This is a genomic window from Leptolyngbya sp. FACHB-60 (genome assembly GCF_014695775.1).
GTDB lineage: Bacteria > Cyanobacteriota > Cyanobacteriia > Phormidesmidales > Phormidesmidaceae > Nodosilinea.
This window is the reverse complement of the sequence record NZ_JACJOX010000063.1, coordinates 52,372-72,152: the sequence shown is the minus strand read 5'-3', so window position 1 is coordinate 72,152 and position 19,781 is coordinate 52,372. Positions and strand designations below refer to the sequence as shown.

At 58.0% G+C, this 19,781-nt stretch carries 16 protein-coding genes; 9 read left to right on the top strand and 7 right to left on the bottom strand.

From position 1 onward, the window contains the following. Positions 1–56: 56 nt before the first annotated feature. Complete coding sequence (murG, locus tag H6F57_RS23380; RefSeq protein ID WP_199289979.1) at positions 57–1,154, bottom strand: undecaprenyldiphospho-muramoylpentapeptide beta-N-acetylglucosaminyltransferase; 1,098 nt, start codon at positions 1,152–1,154, stop codon at positions 57–59. A 210-nt stretch (positions 1,155–1,364) separates the two neighbouring features. Between murG and H6F57_RS23375 the strand changes: the two genes are divergently transcribed. The 3 genes from H6F57_RS23375 to H6F57_RS27220 all read left to right on the top strand — a co-directional run bounded on the left by H6F57_RS23375 (position 1,365) and on the right by H6F57_RS27220 (position 4,196). Then, complete coding sequence (locus H6F57_RS23375) at positions 1,365–2,174, top strand: nuclear transport factor 2 family protein (RefSeq protein WP_190631072.1); 810 nt, start codon at positions 1,365–1,367, stop codon at positions 2,172–2,174. A 2-nt stretch (positions 2,175–2,176) separates the two neighbouring features. Then, a complete protein-coding gene (locus H6F57_RS23370) occupies positions 2,177–2,785 on the top strand; it encodes a cupin (protein ID WP_190631069.1) in 609 nt (202 codons plus the stop codon). Between the two features lie 382 nt (positions 2,786–3,167). After that, on the top strand, positions 3,168–4,196 hold the full coding sequence (locus H6F57_RS27220; RefSeq protein ID WP_199294885.1) for a hypothetical protein: 1,029 nt from the start codon (positions 3,168–3,170) through the stop codon (positions 4,194–4,196). Between the two features lie 56 nt (positions 4,197–4,252). Here the strand turns inward: H6F57_RS27220 and H6F57_RS23360 are convergent, their stop codons facing one another. Beyond that, positions 4,253–4,555, bottom strand: coding sequence for a hypothetical protein (locus tag H6F57_RS23360; RefSeq protein ID WP_190631067.1), 303 nt, complete (start codon positions 4,553–4,555; stop codon positions 4,253–4,255). Positions 4,556–5,030: 475 nt separating this feature from the next. Between H6F57_RS23360 and H6F57_RS23355 the strand changes: the two genes are divergently transcribed. Next, complete coding sequence (locus H6F57_RS23355; protein WP_190631065.1) at positions 5,031–5,609, top strand: TIGR04376 family protein; 579 nt, start codon at positions 5,031–5,033, stop codon at positions 5,607–5,609. 135 nt (positions 5,610–5,744) lie between these two features. On the opposite strand, the gene H6F57_RS23350 is transcribed toward H6F57_RS23355, so the two are convergent. Then, complete coding sequence (locus H6F57_RS23350; protein WP_190631063.1) at positions 5,745–6,068, bottom strand: hypothetical protein; 324 nt, start codon at positions 6,066–6,068, stop codon at positions 5,745–5,747. Between the two features lie 388 nt (positions 6,069–6,456). On the opposite strand from H6F57_RS23350, the gene H6F57_RS23345 reads away from it, so the two are divergent. Continuing rightward, positions 6,457–8,538, top strand: a complete 2,082-nt coding sequence (locus tag H6F57_RS23345) for an NAD(P)H-quinone oxidoreductase subunit 5 (protein WP_190631061.1) — start codon at positions 6,457–6,459, stop codon at positions 8,536–8,538. 148 nt (positions 8,539–8,686) lie between these two features. Continuing rightward, positions 8,687–10,276, top strand: coding sequence for an NAD(P)H-quinone oxidoreductase subunit 4 (locus H6F57_RS23340; protein ID WP_190631059.1), 1,590 nt, complete (start codon positions 8,687–8,689; stop codon positions 10,274–10,276). 112 nt (positions 10,277–10,388) lie between these two features. On the opposite strand, the gene H6F57_RS23335 is transcribed toward H6F57_RS23340, so the two are convergent. Continuing rightward, a complete protein-coding gene (locus H6F57_RS23335; protein WP_190631057.1) occupies positions 10,389–10,727 on the bottom strand; it encodes a hypothetical protein in 339 nt (112 codons plus the stop codon). 113 nt (positions 10,728–10,840) lie between these two features. On the opposite strand from H6F57_RS23335, the gene H6F57_RS23330 reads away from it, so the two are divergent. Both H6F57_RS23330 and H6F57_RS23325 read left to right on the top strand, forming a co-directional pair. Next, positions 10,841–14,389: a PAS domain S-box protein gene (locus tag H6F57_RS23330; RefSeq protein WP_190631055.1), complete on the top strand. Its 3,549-nt coding sequence runs from the start codon at positions 10,841–10,843 to the stop codon at positions 14,387–14,389. A gap of 88 nt (positions 14,390–14,477) precedes the next feature. After that, positions 14,478–15,908, top strand: a complete 1,431-nt coding sequence (locus tag H6F57_RS23325; protein WP_199289978.1) for a trypsin-like peptidase domain-containing protein — start codon at positions 14,478–14,480, stop codon at positions 15,906–15,908. Positions 15,909–16,060: 152 nt separating this feature from the next. Here the strand turns inward: H6F57_RS23325 and H6F57_RS23320 are convergent, their stop codons facing one another. Further along, positions 16,061–16,480, bottom strand: coding sequence for a glutamyl-tRNA amidotransferase (locus H6F57_RS23320; protein WP_190631351.1), 420 nt, complete (start codon positions 16,478–16,480; stop codon positions 16,061–16,063). A 147-nt stretch (positions 16,481–16,627) separates the two neighbouring features. On the opposite strand from H6F57_RS23320, the gene H6F57_RS23315 reads away from it, so the two are divergent. Continuing rightward, positions 16,628–17,254 carry a chorismate lyase gene (locus H6F57_RS23315; protein WP_190631054.1) on the top strand — a complete coding sequence of 209 codons (627 nt, stop codon included), beginning with the start codon at positions 16,628–16,630 and terminating at the stop codon, positions 17,252–17,254. A gap of 100 nt (positions 17,255–17,354) precedes the next feature. Here H6F57_RS23315 and H6F57_RS23310 read toward each other — a convergent pair whose 3' ends face one another. Beyond that, the gene (locus H6F57_RS23310) at positions 17,355–18,338 is read right to left on the bottom strand and encodes a cation diffusion facilitator family transporter (RefSeq protein WP_313933678.1); all 984 of its coding nucleotides are present in this window, start codon (positions 18,336–18,338) and stop codon (positions 17,355–17,357) included. A 65-nt stretch (positions 18,339–18,403) separates the two neighbouring features. Continuing rightward, positions 18,404–19,714 (bottom strand): exonuclease subunit SbcD, encoded by a 1,311-nt coding sequence (gene sbcD / locus H6F57_RS23305; protein WP_190631052.1) that lies wholly within the window; start codon positions 19,712–19,714, stop codon positions 18,404–18,406. Between the last annotated feature and the right edge of the window lie 67 nt (positions 19,715–19,781).

Genomic DNA, 19,781 nt, shown 5'->3' with positions numbered 1-19,781 from the left:
GTCCCAGCTGGGTAGTGGTTGTAGAGAAGCTAAAAATAACTCCGCTGCGGAGACAACTAACGGTTCAGCACAACTTTCTGAATCAAATCAGCTAGTTTTGTGGCGCTATCGGCAATGGCCAAGCTCCCTGCTGCTGCTGCCATCGTGTCTAGCTTTTGGGGCTCTGCCAGTAAATCAAGCACTAGGGCTTGAAACTCGGGGGCGACGACCTGGCTTTGGTTTAACATCAGAGCGGCATGGGCATCGACAAAGGCTTTAGCATTGACCGTCTGGTGATCTTCCGCCGCAAACGGGTAGGGAATCAAAATTGAGGGAGTGCGAGAGATCGCTAGCTCCGTGAGGGTGCCTGCCCCGGAGCGACCGATGGCCAGAGTCGCCCGATGCATGAGAGCGGCCATCGCGCTAAAGAAGGGGCGATGAATATAGTGGGGGTGGCTGTAGCTGTTGGCGTCGGGGTCATTGCTGCCAGTTTGGTGCACAATCCACGCACCCGCTTCAATCCAGGCCGGGGCGGCAGCTCGCACCATCTGGTTGACAGCGACAGCCCCCTGGCTGCCGCCCACGACCACAATCAGCGGCGCCCCATCGGGAATGGCAGGATCGGTGAGAACGGGTGGCTCTGGGGTCAGAAATTCGTCGCGGACAGGGGTACCTACCACCACGGTTCTGGCTTTGGGTAGGTATTGGCGGGCCGCATCAAACCCCAGTGCCACGACAGTGCAGCGAGGGCTCAGCCAGCGAGTAACTTTGCCCGGCAAGGCGTTAGATTCGTGCAGGACGGCAGGCAGACCGAGCGATCGCGCCGCAATAATCGCCGGGGCGGCAATATAGCCCCCAGTGGTAAAAACTCCGTCAAAATTTCCCTGTTTGAGCAGTTGCCGCACCTGCACCGTCGCCTGGCCAAACCGCCCCAGCGTTTTCACCGTCCCCAGACCGGGTCGGCCCTGAAAGCCCGCCATGCGCACCGTATGCAGCGGAAAGTGGTCGGGCACCAGGGTAGTTTCGAGGCGATCGGGCACCCCTAGCCACTCGATGGTGTAGCCCTCTTGGCGCAGGGCTTCGGCGGTGGCGATCGCCGGAAACAGATGCCCACCCGTGCCGCTGGCGGCCACCAGCAGCCGGGGAGATGCCACTTGGGTAGATGTAGATGACAAGGGAACACCCTCGACGCTAAAAACGCCTTTAGACTATACCAACTCTTGCCCAGAATCTATGCCCTAGGTTTTCTATTCTTTGATCAAAAGTGGATCCAATTTTAGGTAAGACAGGCTGGTACGCAGGAGGACGGTTGGGCTACCGTAGCCGGTTGTAAAGAAACTGATATAAGGTAGACGGAGTATTTTTGGTTAATGAGGCGGTTCAGCGTGGCTAACTCGGCAGTGCGGCGGTGGAGTCTAGGAATCGTGTCAATGGCGGCCGTTGTGGTGGGCACGGGGGCGTACGCACCTGTCACCCAGGCGAACACCCCAAGGAACGCACCAGTCTTGGCCCAGACGACCCCCGCTGAGGTGCAGCAACTGTTGACCGAGCTTGAGACAGCAGCGAGCGATCGCAACCTCGATGCCGTGATGGCCTTCTACAGCGAGGGCTTTGACAGCGACACCGGCTTTGACTATGCCCAGCTGCGCCAAACCCTCGAAACCCTCTGGCAGCAGTATCCCGATCTCACCTACGACATTGAGTTGCTGAGCTGGCAGGCCGCTGGCCCCGGTAGCTATACCCTCGAAACCCGCACCACCGCCACCGGCACCCAAACGCGCCCCGATCGCACCCTCACCCTGACCGCCGATACCACCTCGCGCCAGCGCCTAGAAAACGGGCAGATTGCCTACCAAGAAACCCTGAGTGAGACTAGCCGCCTGGTGTCGGGCGACAACCCGCCTACCCTGCAAGTGCAGCTGCCCACTACCCTCACCCCAGGCCAATCCTACAGCTTTGACACGATTGTGGTTGAGCCGCTAGAAGGGCGATCGCTGATGGGCGTTGCCGTTGAAGAAGGCGTGACTGCCGAAGACTTTTTTGCGCCGCGCCCAGTTGTCTTTGACATTCTTAGCTCTGGCGGGCTTTACAAAGTCGGCACCGCCGCCGCCGAGCCCGACAGTCGTTGGGCATCAACGGTGGTCATTCGCGAAGACGGCATGGTCGTTGAAACGCGCCGCCTCCGGGTTGAGTAGCGATGGCCAACCACAACTGGCTGGTCACCGACGACGGCAGCTATAGCTCCTTCGGCAACCCCGAAACTATAGAGCCAGGGCGTTACTATCGCCTCTATCGGTTTCTCACCGAGCTAGAAGATATTCTCGACATCTTCCACGACGACATCAGTCGGTTAGAGGCCATTACCCCGCTGGTGCGCAAGTTATTGGTCAGCTCTTACTGGCTGCAAATGGAGTTCAACACCCCCGACCCCAACACCGGCTGGAGCGTGAATTTTCTCTACCGCGAGCACCAGTTCCCGATTACGGTGCAGATGGTGGCTTGGCTGCCGGGACACACCTCAAGCATTCACAACCATGGAGCCTGGGGCATTGTGGCGCTGGTGGGCGGTCAAGAGCGCAACCGCCTCTGGCGACGTGCCCCCGAACCCAACTATCCCGACCAGCTGGAGCTAGTTGACGAGGTAATTCTCAACCCCGGCGATATCGTGGCCCTCACCGCCAACGCTATTCACAGTGTAGAACCCCTTGGTGATGAGCCCACGGTGTCGTTTAACCTCTACGGGGCAACAAATTTTAGCGATCGCCACGAGTTTGATGTAGAAAATCACACAGCGAAGCCGTTTTAGAGTAGCTAGAGCACAGTGGTAAGCAATGCCTGCTATTCCACTCCGCCCCGGCACTAGCCCCAAAATCCCTGCATTGGGTAAGTAGCCGACAAACCCCTTTTATAACCACAGCGTGATGGTGGGCAGTGCCCACCCTGTACCCCTATTACCTCACCTCCCCATCTCCCTCATCTCCTACCACCCGACGCTTCTCCTCAAGACATTTCACAGATTCTCACCGAGTGGATGAAAGATTTGGCAAGTTAGGGTAAACTTCATCAGACCGCTGGGGGAGTGTCAGCTAACGCGTCTTTTAGCCCTTGAGCTACGCCTGTTTGAGCTTCCCATATAACCCATCAGGCAGCCCGTTTCTCCCTTTGCCACCGCCAGGATAAATCGACCTATGAGCCAGGAAGAATCTCGCAGCACCGCCACATTGCCGCCCGAGGAGCCGACCCCAGTCGATCCAGATACCCTGGTGACTACCTACGCCGACAGCCTGATCACCGAGCTGTTTGACGATGTTGACAAAATTTTAGACGGCGATGAAGACGCCTTGGCAGCGGTAGAGGCGGCACCAGAGCCAGCGTCTACAGCGATCGCCCCGTTTGTTGAAACTACCGCCGAACCTGTGGATCCTCCAGCGGCAGACGCGCCCCTGGCCCCCCTGAGCACCGATCTTGGCTTCTTCAACGCCGAAGAGGCGATCGCTGCCCCTCCGCCAGCCCCGACCAAAACCCGGTTTGGCAAGCTGTTTGACCGCATGCTGCTGACCATCACGGCGCTATCGCTGATGGGGGTTGGGGGGCTGCTGTGGTTTAGCCAGCCGGGCAATCGCTTTTCCCTAGGCCGGTTGTCTACCGAAACGGCAGCACAGCAGTCTGACGAAGAATTTTTGGCCTATTTGCAGCGATCGCTAGAAGTGATCTCGGGCAAGGTCGAGCGGGGCGAAGTGGGTACCTCTACCGTTGCCGGTCAGGCTCCTGGCGGAGTTGCAGTACCTGCACCGCCCATGCTGCCGCCCTTAGGGGCCGGTGGCACCGTAGGCAGCCTGGGCTCTGGGCCGGTCAACGTCATCGAGCGGGTTTACATTCCCTACCAGACGGCTCAGCAGCCCACGCCAGGCGCACCTGGTACGACAGTACTGGTGCCTCAGCCCCGGGTAGGCGCGCCAGCTCCGGTAGCTCCGGCAGCCTCCGCTGCGCCTTCCCAGGCTCCGGTGGCAGCGAACCCGATTCACGGCCTGGTGGGCATTTTAGAGCTGGGCGATCGCTCGGCCGCTCTGTTTGAAATCAGCGGCGTCTCCCAGCGGGTCTATATTGGTGAGCGCATTGGCAGCAGCGGCTGGAGCCTGGTGTCGGTCTCTAACGAAGGAGTGGTGATTCGCCGTAACGGTGAAGTGCGATCGATCTTCATTGGTCAGCGCTTCTAGTACCGGTCTAGGCGTAGATAAACCTAGCGCAGCTCACTTTTTTGGGTACCTACAACCTAGGTCTGGTCGCGGTTGGGGTTAATCTTCCCCTGCAACGACTCCTGCATAGCCATGACGGCATCACACAAGTCAACCTTGGTATGGCGAGCAGTATCAGCGGCAGCTTTGACCAGAGCAGCGATCTCGGTTTCGCGCTGTTGCTTGGCCCCCATGGCTGCACTGTTTGCGTCAATGCTTTCAGGAGTTGTAACGGTGCGGCTAAGCATAGGGCCGCCCGCAGTGCTGAAACCGTAGAAGGAGTCGATGTCGGCATCGATAGTTTTGATGGGCAGCCGATGTGAAAAATCAATTTTGTTCATAGCGAGTAGATGCTCACTGATAGGTAGATGCGTAAGCCCGTAGGCATGCTCTAGCCGCTTGCGATCGCAGATCTGGGGCGATGATCTGGCTGTGCGATCGCGTTAATAGCAGAGAAAACCTTAAACCTGAGACAACGACAGGGGTTGTACGTGTGTCTCACCTACAGCTAGATTGCCCGGCGAAAGCCCCCATCTTTTGCTCAGTTGCCAAGTTTGTACGCCAAGCTTCAAGAAATCTGTAAAGCCGAGATAAACAGTCTCGCTCGTCTGGGGCGCGCTTCGTTCCGCAGCGAGCGATCGCACTATTCACCGGCTCGCCCAAAGCGGGGTACAGTGCCCTCTGCACTGCTTAACCCCCAAAGGCACGCCGCCCTTAGCCAGGAGCCTCATGCCAAGCCTGTAGGCGGGTAGTGCTTACCCGACAGTTGCTACAACCCGTTATTCTGAAGAGCAAGCGTTGCGGCAGGAGTATCTTATGGGCCTCTTTGAAGACCTGAGCAAATTTCTTGAAATCCGACTCGACGAATTTCTCAAGGCCAATCCCCACTTAGAGCTATGGGGTCTAGAAGACCAGCTGCGGGGCCAAGAGCAAGATGCCATTCACCTGCTGGGCGATCTCAAGCGCCGCGAAAAGCAGCTCGAAGACAGCATTCTCGCCACAGCTCAAGACATTCAGCGCTGGCATAGCCGCATTCAAAACGCCCAAGCCGCTAACCGCCTTGACCTGGTTAAAGCCGCCCAGGAACGTGAGGCGGCCCTGCTGCGTCAGGGCAACCAATACTGGGGGCAAATGAAAGGCGTTAAAGAGCAGATTGAGCAAACCCGCAACCTGCAAAAAGAGATTCACGATCGCCGCCGCGAACTCAAAGCCAAAATCGCCGAAAACCAAGCTCAACGAACCGCTCAGCGCACCACCACCAGCTGGGACACAGGCTGGGCCAAGATCCCCTTTGAAAACTTTGGCCGCAATACAATGGATCCAGTAGAGGAATCGTTTCAGCGCTGGGAGACCGAACAGGAGCTGGAGGAGCTGAAGCGGAATATGGGCAGGTAAGTGAGATGGGGAGTGGGGAGATGGGGGAGGTAGGGAAGAAAAGTTTTAAGTATTGAATTTTGAGTTTTGAATGCGCTGTGGAGTTGAGAACTCAAAATTCAAAATTAAGCCCTTAACACTTCCGCTCCGTCTTCCTTACCCCTTCATCTGGGGTTTCTTGATCTCAAAGGAAATCGTATCCGCCTTACAGCTGACCTTCTCCGCCTGCACAGGAGTTGCAATCTTTGGGCTGGGCAGGGGCAGCGTCGGGTTCGGCAAGGGGGGAGCTTCGGGCTGGGCAGGGGGCGTGCCGAAGGTGGGCCAGTTGCGGTAGTTGGATGCGATCGCTAGCCCGATGCCTCCAACTACCGTCAGCGGCAGCGATAGCTCAACGCTGCTCACCCAGGGCAGTTGGTTAAACCACTGAACTGCTTCGGCTCCAAAAAATAAGATGAAAAAGCAGACTAGCCAGAGCTTCATGGCATCCCAAAAAATCTATTTCTTCAGCGACCGAGCCAAGTGAATCGTCAGCTGGCCAGCCATTCGACTATTGATAGAGAACAGCGGTTGCTCTGATTATGGCTTAAGGCTGAGATTTCGCTCTCGGCCAGCAATTGCTCACAGAATTAGATATCTTTCTTAAGAAACCTATCCCAAGGCAGCTCGGATCGACAAAATGGTTCTGGAGTAAGGGTTTAGCAGCTTTTGAGTATGGCTCAAACCGACTCTAAAGACGGCTAATCTGGTGGCGATCGCGTTCCAGATTCCCCAACTTTGCTGCGAAACCGACTTTTCCTTGGGGAAGGGTATGTCAGAATGTAAGCGGTTTTTTGCCAACTCACGCAAGCTCTTGGAGTAGGCAGTCAAGATGGATTCTGTAGACACGCTTTATCAATACGCCTGGCTGATACCGGTGCTGCCGCTCATCGGGGCTGCCGTAGTTGGCACCGGGCTAATTTCCTACGGCGAGGCCACCAGCAAGCTGCGGCGGCCGGTGGCAATCTTCATCGTTTCCCTGATTGGGGCGGCGATGGTGCTTTCCTTTGCAATTTTTTGGAGTCAGTGGCAAGGCCACGCTCCCTACCAGTCGATGTTTGAGTGGGCCTCAGCGGGCGACTTCCGCATCGAGATGGGCTACACCATCGATCACCTGGTGGCGCTGATGCTGGTGGTCGTCACCACCGTCGCCTTCCTGGTGATGATCTACACCGATGGCTACATGGCCCACGACGCGGGCTACGTGCGGTTCTACGCCTACCTGAGCCTGTTTAGCTCCTCGATGCTGGGTCTGGTGATTAGCCCCAACTTGCTCCAGGTATATGTCTTTTGGGAGCTGGTGGGCATGTGCTCGTACCTGCTGATTGGCTTTTGGTACGATCGCAAGCCCGCTGCCGATGCCTGTCAAAAGGCCTTCGTCACCAACCGAGTCGGCGACTTTGGCCTGCTGCTGGGCATTTTGGGCCTGTTTTGGGCCACCGGCAGCTTCGACTTTGAAATCATGGGCGAACGCCTCACCGATATGGTGAATGTGGGCAGTCTGCCCGCCAGCGTCGCCGCCATTTTTGCCATTCTGGTCTTCCTCGGCCCAGTGGCCAAGTCGGCCCAGTTCCCCCTCCATGTGTGGCTGCCCGACGCCATGGAAGGCCCCACCCCCATCTCAGCGCTGATTCACGCGGCGACCATGGTGGCGGCCGGGGTGTTCCTGGTAGCCCGCATGTATCCCGTGTTCGAGCATATCCCCACGGTGATGACGGTGATTGCCTACACCGGGGCGTTTACCGCTTTCATGGGGGCCACGATCGCCATTACCCAAAACGACATCAAGAAAGGGCTGGCCTTTTCGACCATGTCGCAGCTGGGCTATATGGTCATGGCCATGGGAGTGGGAGCCTACAGCGCCGGTCTGTTTCACCTGATGACCCACGCCTACTTCAAGGCCATGCTGTTTCTGGGCTCCGGCTCCGTCATCCACGGTATGGAAGCGGTGGTGGGCCACGACCCAGTGCTAGCGCAGGATATGCGCCTGATGGGTGGTCTGCGCAAGTACATGCCCGTCACGGCCATTACCTTCCTAATTGGCACGCTGGCCATCTCCGGCATTCCCCCCTTCGCGGGCTTCTGGTCTAAGGATGAAATCCTCGGGGCGACCTTTGCGGTCAACCCTGCCCTTTGGGCGGTGGGCTGGCTGACGGCGGGCATCACCGCCTTCTACATGTTCCGTATGTACTTCTCCACCTTTGAAGGCAGCTTTCGGGGTAACGACGAAGGCATTCGCCGCGACCTCAAGCGGGCGCAGTTCCAGAAGATGGGCATGTCTCTCGGGCCGGGCGCAATGAACCCCCAAGAGCTGACCCTAGATGCGGCTCACGACGAGCACGACGAGCATGGGCACCATGCCCACGAACCCCACGAGTCGCCGCTGTCGATGGTCTTTCCGCTGGTGGCGCTGGCTGTGCCCTCAGTCTTGGTGGGTCTGGTCGGTACTCCCTTTGCCAACTACTTCGAGGCGTTCATCCATCCCCCCGGAGAAGTGATGGAGGCGGTGGAGACGGCAGAGGCCTTCGACTGGAATGAGTTTGCGCTGATGGCCGGAAGTTCCGTTGCGATCGCCACTGTCGGCATCATCATCTCCGTGCTGATGTATCGCACCAAGGCTGTTGATCCGAGGGCGATCGCCGCTAAAATCCCCTTCCTCTACAACCTCTCCCTCAACAAGTGGTACATCGACGACATCTATGAGGTTGTCTTCGTTCAAGGCAGCCGCAAGCTCGCCAAGCAGGTGCTCGAAGTCGATATCCGCATTGTGGATGGCCTCGTCAACCTGGCTGGCCTCGTTACCCTGGTAACGGGCGAAGGGTTGAAGTACCTAGAGAATGGGCGAGCTCAGTTCTACGCACTGATCGTGTTTGGCGCGGTGCTAGGGCTAGTGCTGCTGTCGGGCGTAACTTAAGCGCGGGCGCAGGGGAAGTGTTGAGTTTTGAATTTTCAGTTTTTAATTCAAAACTCAAAACTAAGAACTCAAAACTTTCCCCACTCCCCACCTCCCTAATTCCTTTAATATTCCGCCCCTTTAGCAGAACGCGACGAGAAACGACGATATGGACCTCGCGACTTTTCCCTGGTTGACCACCGTTACCCTGCTGCCACTGGTGGCCTGTATAGCGATACCGTTTTTGCCCGACGACAACGGTAAGACGGTGCGCTGGTATGCCCTGTCGGTGGGCCTGATTGACTTTGTGTTGATTGTGGCCGCCTTCTACCTCAACTACGACTTTAGTCAGCCCGGTCTACAGCTAGTAGAAAGCTACACCTGGGTGCCCCAGCTCGACCTGAAGTGGTCTGTAGGGGTAGACGGTCTGTCGATGCCTCTGGTGCTGCTGACCGGGTTCATCACCACTCTGGCGGCCCTAGCGGCTTGGCCGGTGACACTCAAGCCTAAGTTCTTTTACTTTCTGCTGCTGGCCATGTATAGCGGTCAGATCGGCGTGTTTGCCGTGCAAGATATGCTGCTGTTCTTTCTCTTCTGGGAGCTAGAGCTGATTCCGGTATACCTGCTGCTGTCGATCTGGGGCGGCAAAAAGCGGCTTTACGCCGCGACCAAGTTTATTCTCTACACCGCTGGTGGGTCGCTGTTCATTTTGGTGGCGGCGCTGGCCATGGCCTTCTACGGCGATACCATCACCTTCGACATGACCGCCCTAGCCGAGAAAGTCTATCCCTTACGGATGCAGCTCTTGCTCTATGGGGCATTTTTGATTGCCTATGCGGTCAAGCTGCCGATCATTCCGCTGCACACCTGGCTGCCCGATGCCCACGGCGAAGCCACGGCCCCGGTACACATGCTGCTGGCGGGCATTCTGCTGAAGATGGGCGGTTACGCGCTGATTCGCATGAATCTGGGTATGCTGCCCGACGCCCACACCTATTTCGCACCGATTCTGGTAATTTTGGGCTGTATCAACATCGTCTACGCGGCGCTGACCTCCTTTGCCCAGCGCAACTTGAAGCGCAAGATCGCCTACTCGTCGATCTCGCACATGGGCTTTGTGCTGATTGGCATTGCCTCGTTTACCAACCTAGGGCTGAGCGGTGCGGTGCTGCAAATGATCTCCCACGGGCTGATTGGGGCTAGCCTGTTCTTCTTAGTGGGGGCAACCTACGATCGCACCCACACCCTCATCCTGGATGAAATGGGCGGCGTAGGTAAAAAGATGCCCAAGATCTTCGCCATGTTCACCACGTGCTCGCTGGCCTCACTGGCGCTGCCGGGTATGAGCGGCTTTGTGGCCGAACTGATGGTGTTTGTGGGCTTTGCCACCAGCGATGCCTACAGCTTTACCTTTAGGCTGATCACGGTCATCTTTATGGCGATCGGTGTCATTCTCACCCCGATCTACCTGCTGTCGATGCTGCGGGAGATTTTCTACGGCCCTGAGAACAAAGAGCTGATCGAGCACGAGGTGCTGGCCGATGCCGAGCCTCGCGAAGTGTTTATTATCGCCTGCCTGCTGGTGCCGATCATTGGCTTTGGCTTCTACCCCAAAATGCTGACCCAAATCTATGACGCCACTACCCAAAAGCTCACGGCTCGACTGAGTCAGGTGTTTGTGGCCACCGAAGCCAGTGCCGAAGGGCTAGCCCCGATCGCCGCTCTGCCGGTGCTCAAGGCTCCTTCTTTAAGTCAGTAAGACCAACTTTTTACCTGAGCCACCTGACATGGACACCCCCAGAGGCTAAGCTTCCGGGGGTGTTTTGTAGTTCAGTTTTCGTTCTTCACTCTCTTCATGCTTCGACTAAACCCTACTCACGGCTGACGCAGGTCAGCACCCCTTCCGTCTGCTCGGTGTTACTACCCATAGCCCGCAGGGTCAGGGATGGCTCAAAGCCAGGATAGCAGCGCGCTAGCACCGTATCGCTGCTGCGGGTCACATACAGCACGCTCACTGGGCTACCGTTCAAGATCGCTGGCACCAAGCGGGGTGCTGCGGCAACGGTGGCGAGCACAGGAGCCAGTCGAGTGCTCAAGCCCACAACGGCCATAGCGGTTACTAAGGCGAGGCCAAGACAGATCTTGATGCCTAAACGGTTGCTCAACAATTTGCGCATTGCGCTCAAAAAGCTAGCCAGTGGCGTATTCATAATCAAAATCTCACTAGATATTTGTTTTAAGATCGCTCTGCTAAGGCGAGTTCAGAGTCTGAAGTAGGGAATACAAACATATAGGCAATGGGCTGTGGAGGTCTAGATGGGCAATGGCTGAAGTGGATGATTTGAGGCGGTTGGTGCAGCAACTAAAGGCTGAGAATGCTGACCTGCAACGCCAGGTGGCGTCTCTTCAGCAGGCCGGCCACAATCAACACCAGGTGCTGCCCCACAATAAAGACAGTGGCAACTCGCAGCCGGTCTCCGATCGCTCGTTGTCCCAAAACCCTGCTCTATTTCAGGCTCCATTTCAAGATTTTGTGACCTATGCGCCGATTCTAGCCTGGATTACCGATGCCCAGGGCACGATGATTTACGGCAACCCGGCCTGGCTAGCGATGGTAAATCTGACTGAGCAGGAAGCCATAGGCCAGTCTGTCGAGGCTATATTCCCTGCCCCTTTGGCCCAAACCTACCGCCAAAATAACCAGTGGGTGTTGGATCACCAGACAGTTTTAGAAACGGTAGAACAGGCCCCCTCGACTGATGGCACCATGCTCACCTGCCTGGTGCGCAAATTTCCTATGCAGGCGATCGGGGCCACAAGTGCTTTGGTGGGGGGCATTGGCGTCGACATCACCGAGCTAAAACAGACCGAATCAGCCCTGCGAGATAGCGAAGCCCGCTGGCAGTTTGCCATCGAAGGCTCTGGTAATGGGCTGTGGGATCGGAATGTCCAGTCCAATGAGGTATTTTTCTCCCACCAATGGAAGGCCATGCTGGGCTATGCCGATGACGAGATTGGCACCAGCTTGGACGAGTGGGACAGTCGGGTGCATCCCGACGACAGGGCCGGATGCTATGCAGACTTGGAAAAGCATTTTAACGGCGAGACTCCCGTCTATCAAAAGGAATACCGGATCCGCTGCAAGGATGGCAGCTATAAGTGGATCCTAGATCGCGGCAAGGTGATGGAGCGGGACGCTGATGGCAAGCCCCTGCGGGTGATCGGCACCCACAAAGACATCAGCGAAAAGGCGCGGCGTGACGCCGAACGCAAGCAGGCCGAAATCCACCAGCAGCAGCTCACGATCATTCTGCGCCAGAGTGAGGCTACTAACCGGGCCATTATTGAAGCGATTCCCGACCTTCTGTTACGCGTGGGGCGCGATGGCACCTGCCTTAGCTTTTTGCCCCCTGCCGATGCGGCGGCAGGTACTTTTTTGGCAGTGCAGAACCATCTGTCAGAGGTCTTGCCCCCCGATTTACTCCGTTACCAGCTTCAGCGTATGGAGCGCGCTCTAAGCACTGGTGAGCTTCAGACGTGGGAACACCAGTTTGAAAAGCATGGTCAGCTCTGCTACGAAGAAGTGCGTTTAGCCCCCTGCGGGCCGGACCAATGCCTGGTGATTGTGCGCGATGTCAGCGATCGCAAGCAGATCGAGCTTCAGCTTCAGACCACCGCCGAAGAGCTCGATCGCTTCTTCTCAGTTTCCCTAGACCTGCTCTGCATTGGCAATACCAGCGGTTACTTCCACCGCCTTAACGGCCAGTGGGAAAAGACCCTAGGCTACTCAGTGCAAGAGATGCAAGGCACCCGATACATCGATTACGTTCACCCCGAGGATATAGGTGCCACTCTGGCAGCATTCTCGTCGCTAACCCAGCAGCAGGAGATTCGTAACTTCGTCAATCGCTATCGCTGCCGCGACGGTTCTTACCGCTGGATCGAGTGGCGATCGGTGCCTGTAGGCCACCTGGTCTATGGTGCGGCCCGAGACGTCACCGATCGCATGCAGGCTGAACTGGAGCTACAACGCACTAAAGACCAGCTCGATTTGGTGCTCCAAGCCTCTGCCGAAGGCTACTGGGACTGGAATTTGGAGACTGGAGTCATCTACTTCTCGCCCCAGTGGAAGGCGATGCTGGGCTACGCCGACCACGAGCTAGACAACAGCTTGGCCGCTTGGGAAGCCGTTAGTTTTGCTAACGATCGAGCCATTGCCCTGCACTTGATTGACGATTACAACAGCGGCCGGGTCGAAGAATTTTCGGTTACCCAGCGGTTTCACCACAAAAATGGCTCTACAGTCCACATTCTCTCCCGCGCCATTCACCAAAAAAATGCCGCTGGGCAGGTCATACGCATGGTGGGCAGTCATCTGGATGTGACCGCCATGGTGACCATTCAGGCCGCTCTGCAAACCTCAGAAATGCAGCTAGCCAGCGTGCTCAATAGCTCTCTAGACGGCATCATGGTCTTTAAAGCGGTGCGCGATGAGTCGGGCGTGATTGTGGATTTTGAGTGGCTGCTGAGCAACCCCGCCGCTTGTAAGATAGTAGGCCGCACCGCCGAATACCTAATCGGTAAGCGGCTGCTGGATGAACTGCCAGGTCACAAAACCGACGGGTTGTTTGACCTCTACGTGCGGGTGACCGAGTCGGGCAACCCCGCGCAGCGTCAGTTTCACTACAACCATGACGGCCTCGACACCTGGTTTGAAAACATGGCTGTCAAGCTAGGCGATGGCTTTGCCGTGACCTTTAGCGACATTACACCTCTCAAGCGGGCAGAGCATGACCTCCAGCGGGTGAATCAGCAGCTGGCCATCCACGTTGGCGAACTCAACCAGCGCACCCGGCAAATGCAGTTGCTGGGTGAAATGAGCGACTTTTTGCAGGCCTGTCTAACCGTAAACGATGCTTACCGGTCGTTAGGTGCCCTGGTAGCGCCCCTGTTTCCGGGCAGCAGCGGCGGTATTTTGATGTTGACCGATGGCGATTATCGCGTTGAGCAGGTTGCCACCTGGGGGGCACAGCGGGCACCGGCTCCAAAGTTCATTCCCCTAGACTGTTCGGCTTTGTGCCGTGAGCGTTTGCATCAGGTAAGTCTCGACTGCCTGAGACTAGGGTGCGGCTATGCCGAAAGCACCCAGATCTTGACTAACCTTTGCATTCCGCTGCTAGCCCAGAGTCAAACCCTGGGGCTGTTTTACCTCAGCACCTCCGACCCATCTGAGTTAGTGCAGCAATTGGCTCGCACCGTGGCTGAACAGGTCGCGTTGGCGCTAGCCAACCTGTACCTACGCGAAACCCTTCAGCAGCAAAGCATTCGTGACCCACTCACCGGACTATTTAATCGCCGGTATCTGGAAGAAACGCTGATTCGAGAGGTTCAGCGAGCCCAGCGCCAGTGCCACACAATTGGCATCATTATGCTCGACATTGACCATTTCAAGCGGGTTAACGATACCTACGGCCACGATGCGGGCGATCGCGTGCTAGAAACCGTCGGGCAACTTCTCCGCCAAAGCGTGCGCGGCTCAGACGTGGCCTGTCGCTACGGTGGCGAAGAGATGCTTCTGATTTTGCCAGAGTCACCGCCAGAGGCCACGCTGGCACGCGCTGAAGAGATTCGTCAGGCTCTGAGCCTGCTCCAGGTCAGCTATAGCGGTCTTACCCTCGATGCGCTGTCGGCTTCACTGGGGGTGGCCAGCTTTCCTGACCATGGCCTGCGCGCTAGAGACGTCTTAAAGGCTGCCGACGACGCTCTCTATCAGGCCAAGGCCAGGGGACGTAATCAGGTGGTGGTCGCAACAGTGCCTGCCACAAAAGTGGCTGAGGAGCTCCGTGCGCCTCTACCCAGAGATATATCCTGAAAGTACGGGAAGGCTAAGTAGATAGTAGGTATCGGGTACTACCTCATGCCGACTCGGTAGTGCGTTTTTACGAGTATTTAGGGACTATATGGCACAGGCAGCAGTGAAGCGATTGGCATCGGGTTCGTTAGTCCTGGGGGCTCTACTGGCGGGGATCACGGCGATCGCCCCCGTCCGCTTTACCCCGCTAGGGGCTACCCCAGCGCTGGCTCAGTCCCCTGTTGATGAAACCACCACGATTCGGGTCTACGACCAGGTCAGCCCAGCGGTGGTGGCCATTACCACCCGCGACGGCGGCGGCAGCGGTAGCATTGTTGACGCCAGCGGGCTAATTCTTACCAACGCCCACGTGGTCGGCACTGAGCGCGTGGTGACGGTGCGCCTGGCCGATGGCCGCAGCTTTCAGGGCGATGTGGTGGGCTATGGCCAAGACCGGCTCGACCTGGCGGCGGTGCGCCTGCGAGGCAACCCCACAGGACTGCCAACGGTGACCCTAGCGCCCCCTAATTCAGTGCGGGTGGGGCAGAGCGCCTTTGCCATCGGCAGCCCCTTTGGGTTGCAGGGCACCCTCACCGTGGGCATTGTCAGCCGCATTGACCGCGATCGCAACGTCATTCAAACCGATGCCGCCATTAACCCCGGCAACTCGGGCGGGCCGTTGCTCAACAGCGCCGGGCAGGTGATCGGCGTCAACACCTCGATCTTTACCACGGGCGGTGGGGGCGGCAGCGTGGGTATTGGCTTTGCCATCCCCACCGACGCGGTGCAAACATTTTTGGCCTCAGTGCGATCGGGCACAGCCACGGCCTCAGCCCCCGCCGATCGCACTAGCCGCGAACCCGCGCCGATTGCTCTGGGTGCCACGGTGCAAGGCCAGCTCAACGACACCAGCAACGTGCTGCCCGACGGCAGTTTCTACAACCCCTACCAGTTTGAGGGGCAGGCGGGGCAAACCGTCACCATCGCCATGAACAGCCAGGAGGTTGACCCCTACCTGATTTTGCTGGCCTCCGATCGCGACGACTTCTCCATTCAAGATGACGACAGCGGTGGCGATCGCAGCGCCCGCATCTCGGTACAGCTGCCCTACACCGGGTCTTACATTATTTTGGCCAACAGCTACGGTCAGGGCGAGTCGGGGCGCTACCAGCTTCAACTCAGCCAGACGGGCGGCGGTCAGGGTAACCCAGCCCAGACTGCCCCGAGCAGTGCGGCACTGCGACAGCAGGGTAATCTGGGGCCGGGCGATCGCACTCTGCAAGATGGCTCCTACTACCAAGAATTCAGCTTTCAGGGCCGGGCCGGTCAGACGGTGCGCCTGCGGCTAGACAGCCCTGACTTCGACACCTACCTGATTTTGCTCGAAGGCCGCAACCGCCTCGCCGAAAACGACGACGCCAACCCCAACACCACCAATTCTGAAATGGCAGTCAGACTACCCCGCGATGGTCGCTACACGGTGTTGGTCAACAGTTTTGAGGCAGGTAGCCGCGGCCGTTTTCTGCTGACGGTGGAGTAAGGCTCAACCCCAAATTCAAGTTTGGGGAACAGGTTAACTGTGTGAATTTAGTTAATAGGCTGGCAGGCTCGAACGTTTGAGCCTGCCAGCCTATTGGCCTACAGCCGCATGCTCCGCTCAGCCAATTTCTCTAGTCAGATTTGGCGTAAGCCCTACTGAGACAGGTTCGGCTGAGGCTCTGCCTCTCGCTCTAGGGCAGCACAGTACGATCGCCAGCCGCCGTAGATCGAAATCTCGCGCTGGCCTTCACACAGCACAGGTTCACCCAGCACCCCCAGCACTGTTTCGCCCGTGTCTAGGGGCACTTTGCCAATGCTCAGGCCGGGCGGCTCTTGCAATAGCACTTGCACCAGCCCATCGGGGGGCACCTGCCACACCTCCAGCGCTACGGCAGTGCCGCCGTCGCTGACTCGCACCATGGCAGGATGCACATCGTTAATCGACCACAGCCGGTAGTGGGGGGTGGTAGCCGCCTCGTAAAGGAACGTGGCCCCAACATTGAGCAAGTTGGGGTTAAGCTCAAGCCCCCGCATCAGGGTGCCGTTGACCGCTAGTTTGATTCCCTCCGCCATAGGGGCGCACTCCCAGTAGTGAATATTGTTGATGGACATCGTGCTTGAACTGATTCACTGTAGCCCGCGCCGATTCTTCAGATTCGGCTGGAAAGGGCTGGGCTGTCGCGATAGCATAGAATTAGTCCATGAATTTTTGTAACGCCCTTGGCTTCTGCCCTACAGCCCATTATTGACCCAGCGGTGCCCAGCGACTGGCACGCCCTTGCCCCCCTCTGGCAGGCAGGGCAGCCCACCGTGCAAAAGGGCCTGCCCCACGATCAGCTGGCTCCTGCCTGGCAAATTTTACTCTTAGGAGATGGCTCGCCCACTCGCCATTTGCAGTTGTTGACGCGCGATCGCACCGAGGTTGATGTCATCGACATGACCCCAGTGGGCATGGATCTCGACGGTGCCCCCGACATTATTCGCGTGGTGCCCGGCCCTCGCCTGCGCCGCCAGGTGTGGCTGCGCACCGCCTCGGGTCAGCGCCTCGCCTACGCCGCCTCCTGGTGGGAAGCCAGCCACGTCGATGAATATCTGCAAAATAAGTCATTGCCCATCTGGGCCAGCCTGGCCCGTCTGCGCACCGAGCTTTATCGCGACATTCAAGGCCTCTACTACGGTGACTCGTCAGCCCTAGAAGAAGCCTTTGGCCAGACTGGGCCGTTCTGGGGCCGCCACTACCTATTTTGGCACCGGGGCAAGCCGTTGACGCTGATTTACGAAGTGTTTTCGCCCTACCTGACTCGCTACCTAGGGCCGATGCAGAGTGGGCCAACTCCAGGTCTGTAGACGCAAAGGAATTTTGGAGTTGCGATTGAGTTGGCCGGTTAGTTCATTGGCTAAGTCAGGCAGATCCGACCAAAATCCAAAATCGCTCATCTAAAATTTTTTAGCCCCAGTCACCACCGCCACCGTTCGACGAGGGGGGCAGGTAATTCGGCATTCCTGGCTCCATAAACGCGTCCTGATAGGGGCGGGCGGATTCAACCCAGACCTGGGTGCGGAGGGGGCCGTAGCGCTGGCGCAGATGGGCATCGATTTGTTCACCGATGGTTTCTGCCGATTCCACAAATTCGGGGTGCAGCACCAGGTGAATCTCAACCCAGACCTGACGACCCACCATGCCTCGGGAGCGAATACGGGTGCAGCGGGTGACACCCTCCACCTGGGTAGCAATGTGCGAGATGGCTTCGGGGGCGATCGCCGTCGGGCGCAGCAGCATCGGCAGCTGGTCATTCAACACTCGCCACAGACTGCGGCCCACTAAGGGCAGCAGCACCAGAGCAAAGACTGGGTCAAGCCAGCGCTGGCCCTGCCAAATGGCCAGCAGCACCCCAACCATGACAATGCTCAACCAGGCATCGGCTAAAAAGTGGCGCGTGTTGAGCTTGAGAGCCTGGCTGCTGAGGCTACGGGCCTGGTAACTCGCGTAGATGCCCAGGGCCACATTGAGAATCACCATCGCCGCCGTAAACCGCAGCACCGCCGGGTCAATCGTTACGGGGAAAGGAATCGCCTCCCCAGTCAGGCCGCTAAACACCTGGCGCAGAGCGATAAACACCAGACTGACCCCGGTAAAGCCCAAAAAGGCACACAGAATCAGGGTGCCTGCCACCTCGACGCGCCCGTGGCCCCACACCTCGCGGCCCATCTGGCGCTGGGGCGAAGTCACCGCCACCAGGCTGAGCACAGTGCTGAACCCGTCTACCAGGGTGTGCAGCGACTCGGCCAGCAGGGTCAGTGACTGGTTAGCCCATCCACCAATGGCCTGCACCGCTAGCAGCAGCAGGGTCGCCCACAAGGTCGTCAACAACAGGCGATAGCTAATGCGGCGTTGGTACTCGCCCTCGTTCATGGGCAGACAGAATTCCACTGGGCTCAAGGTCTGGGCTCAATGGTACTGCAAGGGGCGGTTCTACAATCGGTTAAGTGCGATCGCTAGAGCAGCCGCAGCTGCTGGGCAGTTTCTTCGAGCACTAGACTATCTAGATCATCTAAGTCGATATCGGCGGTCTCAGAGGACAGGTCAATATCGGTTTCGTCAGCCATGAGAGCGGCGGCAGCGGCCATCATGCCTTCGGCCAGGTCGTTGAGGTCTTCGCGGTTGGCCAGGTAGGTACCGAGGGCTGCCAGCGGGTCGAGGGTGCTATCAGTGCCCAGTTCGGGTAGGCGACTGCGACTGGTTTGGGCCTTTAGCTCGGGTTGCAGGGTGTAGGTGTGGGCGTCGGCCAGAATCGCTTCTAGGGCTGACTGATCGATCTGGTCAACCTGGTCAGTGCGCAGGGTGTAGAGGCAGCGCACCACAGCATCGGTAATGTCGGCCTTGGCGATCGCCCGCTCAAGCCCAGCCTGGGGATGTTCGGCCTTGGTGAGATCTACCTGGATGGTTTTGAATGGGCGTACGGGCAGGGAGCAAAACTCGGCCTGGGTGTTTCCCTTACTCACCTGCACCAGTAGATAGCCTTTTTCTTCAGATTCCTCGCTAAAGTCAACCCGCTCAATGCTGCCGGGATAGATCATCAGGGGCTGTTCACAGAGCACCTGGTAGCGGTGCACGTGGCCCAGGGCCACATAGTCGAAGCAGGGGCGGGCCAGCATCGCCATGGGAATATTGAAGCCCCGCCCGGTGGCCAAAAATCGCTCGGCTCCGTAGGCGGCAGTATCGACCATGGCATGGGCCAACAAAATAGCGGGAATAGCCGGGTCGAGGCGGCGAATTTCGCCTTCTAAAGCCACCCGTAGGCGATCGAGCAACAGCTCGTTGACCTGGGTCATAGAAAGGCCCTCGGTTTCGGGGCGGGTGAGCAGGGTCGATTTGGTCAGCCAGGGCAGGGTGACCACCTGTACCGGGCCGCTGCGGGTGTTGATGCGGTGGGTTTCGAGGCGATCGCCCACCACCACCTCCGGCACGCCGAGGGTTCTATAGATCGACAGGCTGGCTCCGCCTAAGCCCTGGGCATGCTGGTCGTGGTTGCCCACCAGCAGCACGGTGGGAATGCCCGCCGCCGACAGCCGACAAAACTGGCGAGCCAAAGCCTGCTGCACCAGCGGCGGCGGCGTGGCATCTGGGAAGGCATCGCCGCCAAACAGCACCAGATCGACCGATTCGGCCAGGGCGCGATCGATGCAGCGGGTGAGGGCGGCGATGAAATCTTCTAAGCGGGTGTTGAGGCCGGTTTCGGGGTTGAGGCGACCGTGGGCAAACCCGCTGCCCATGTGGATGTCGGAGAGGTGGAGAAGGGTGATCATGGGGTCATGATAGCGGCTAGAAAGGGTTCACGGTATAGGGTATAGGGTTATGCTCAACCCTTAAACC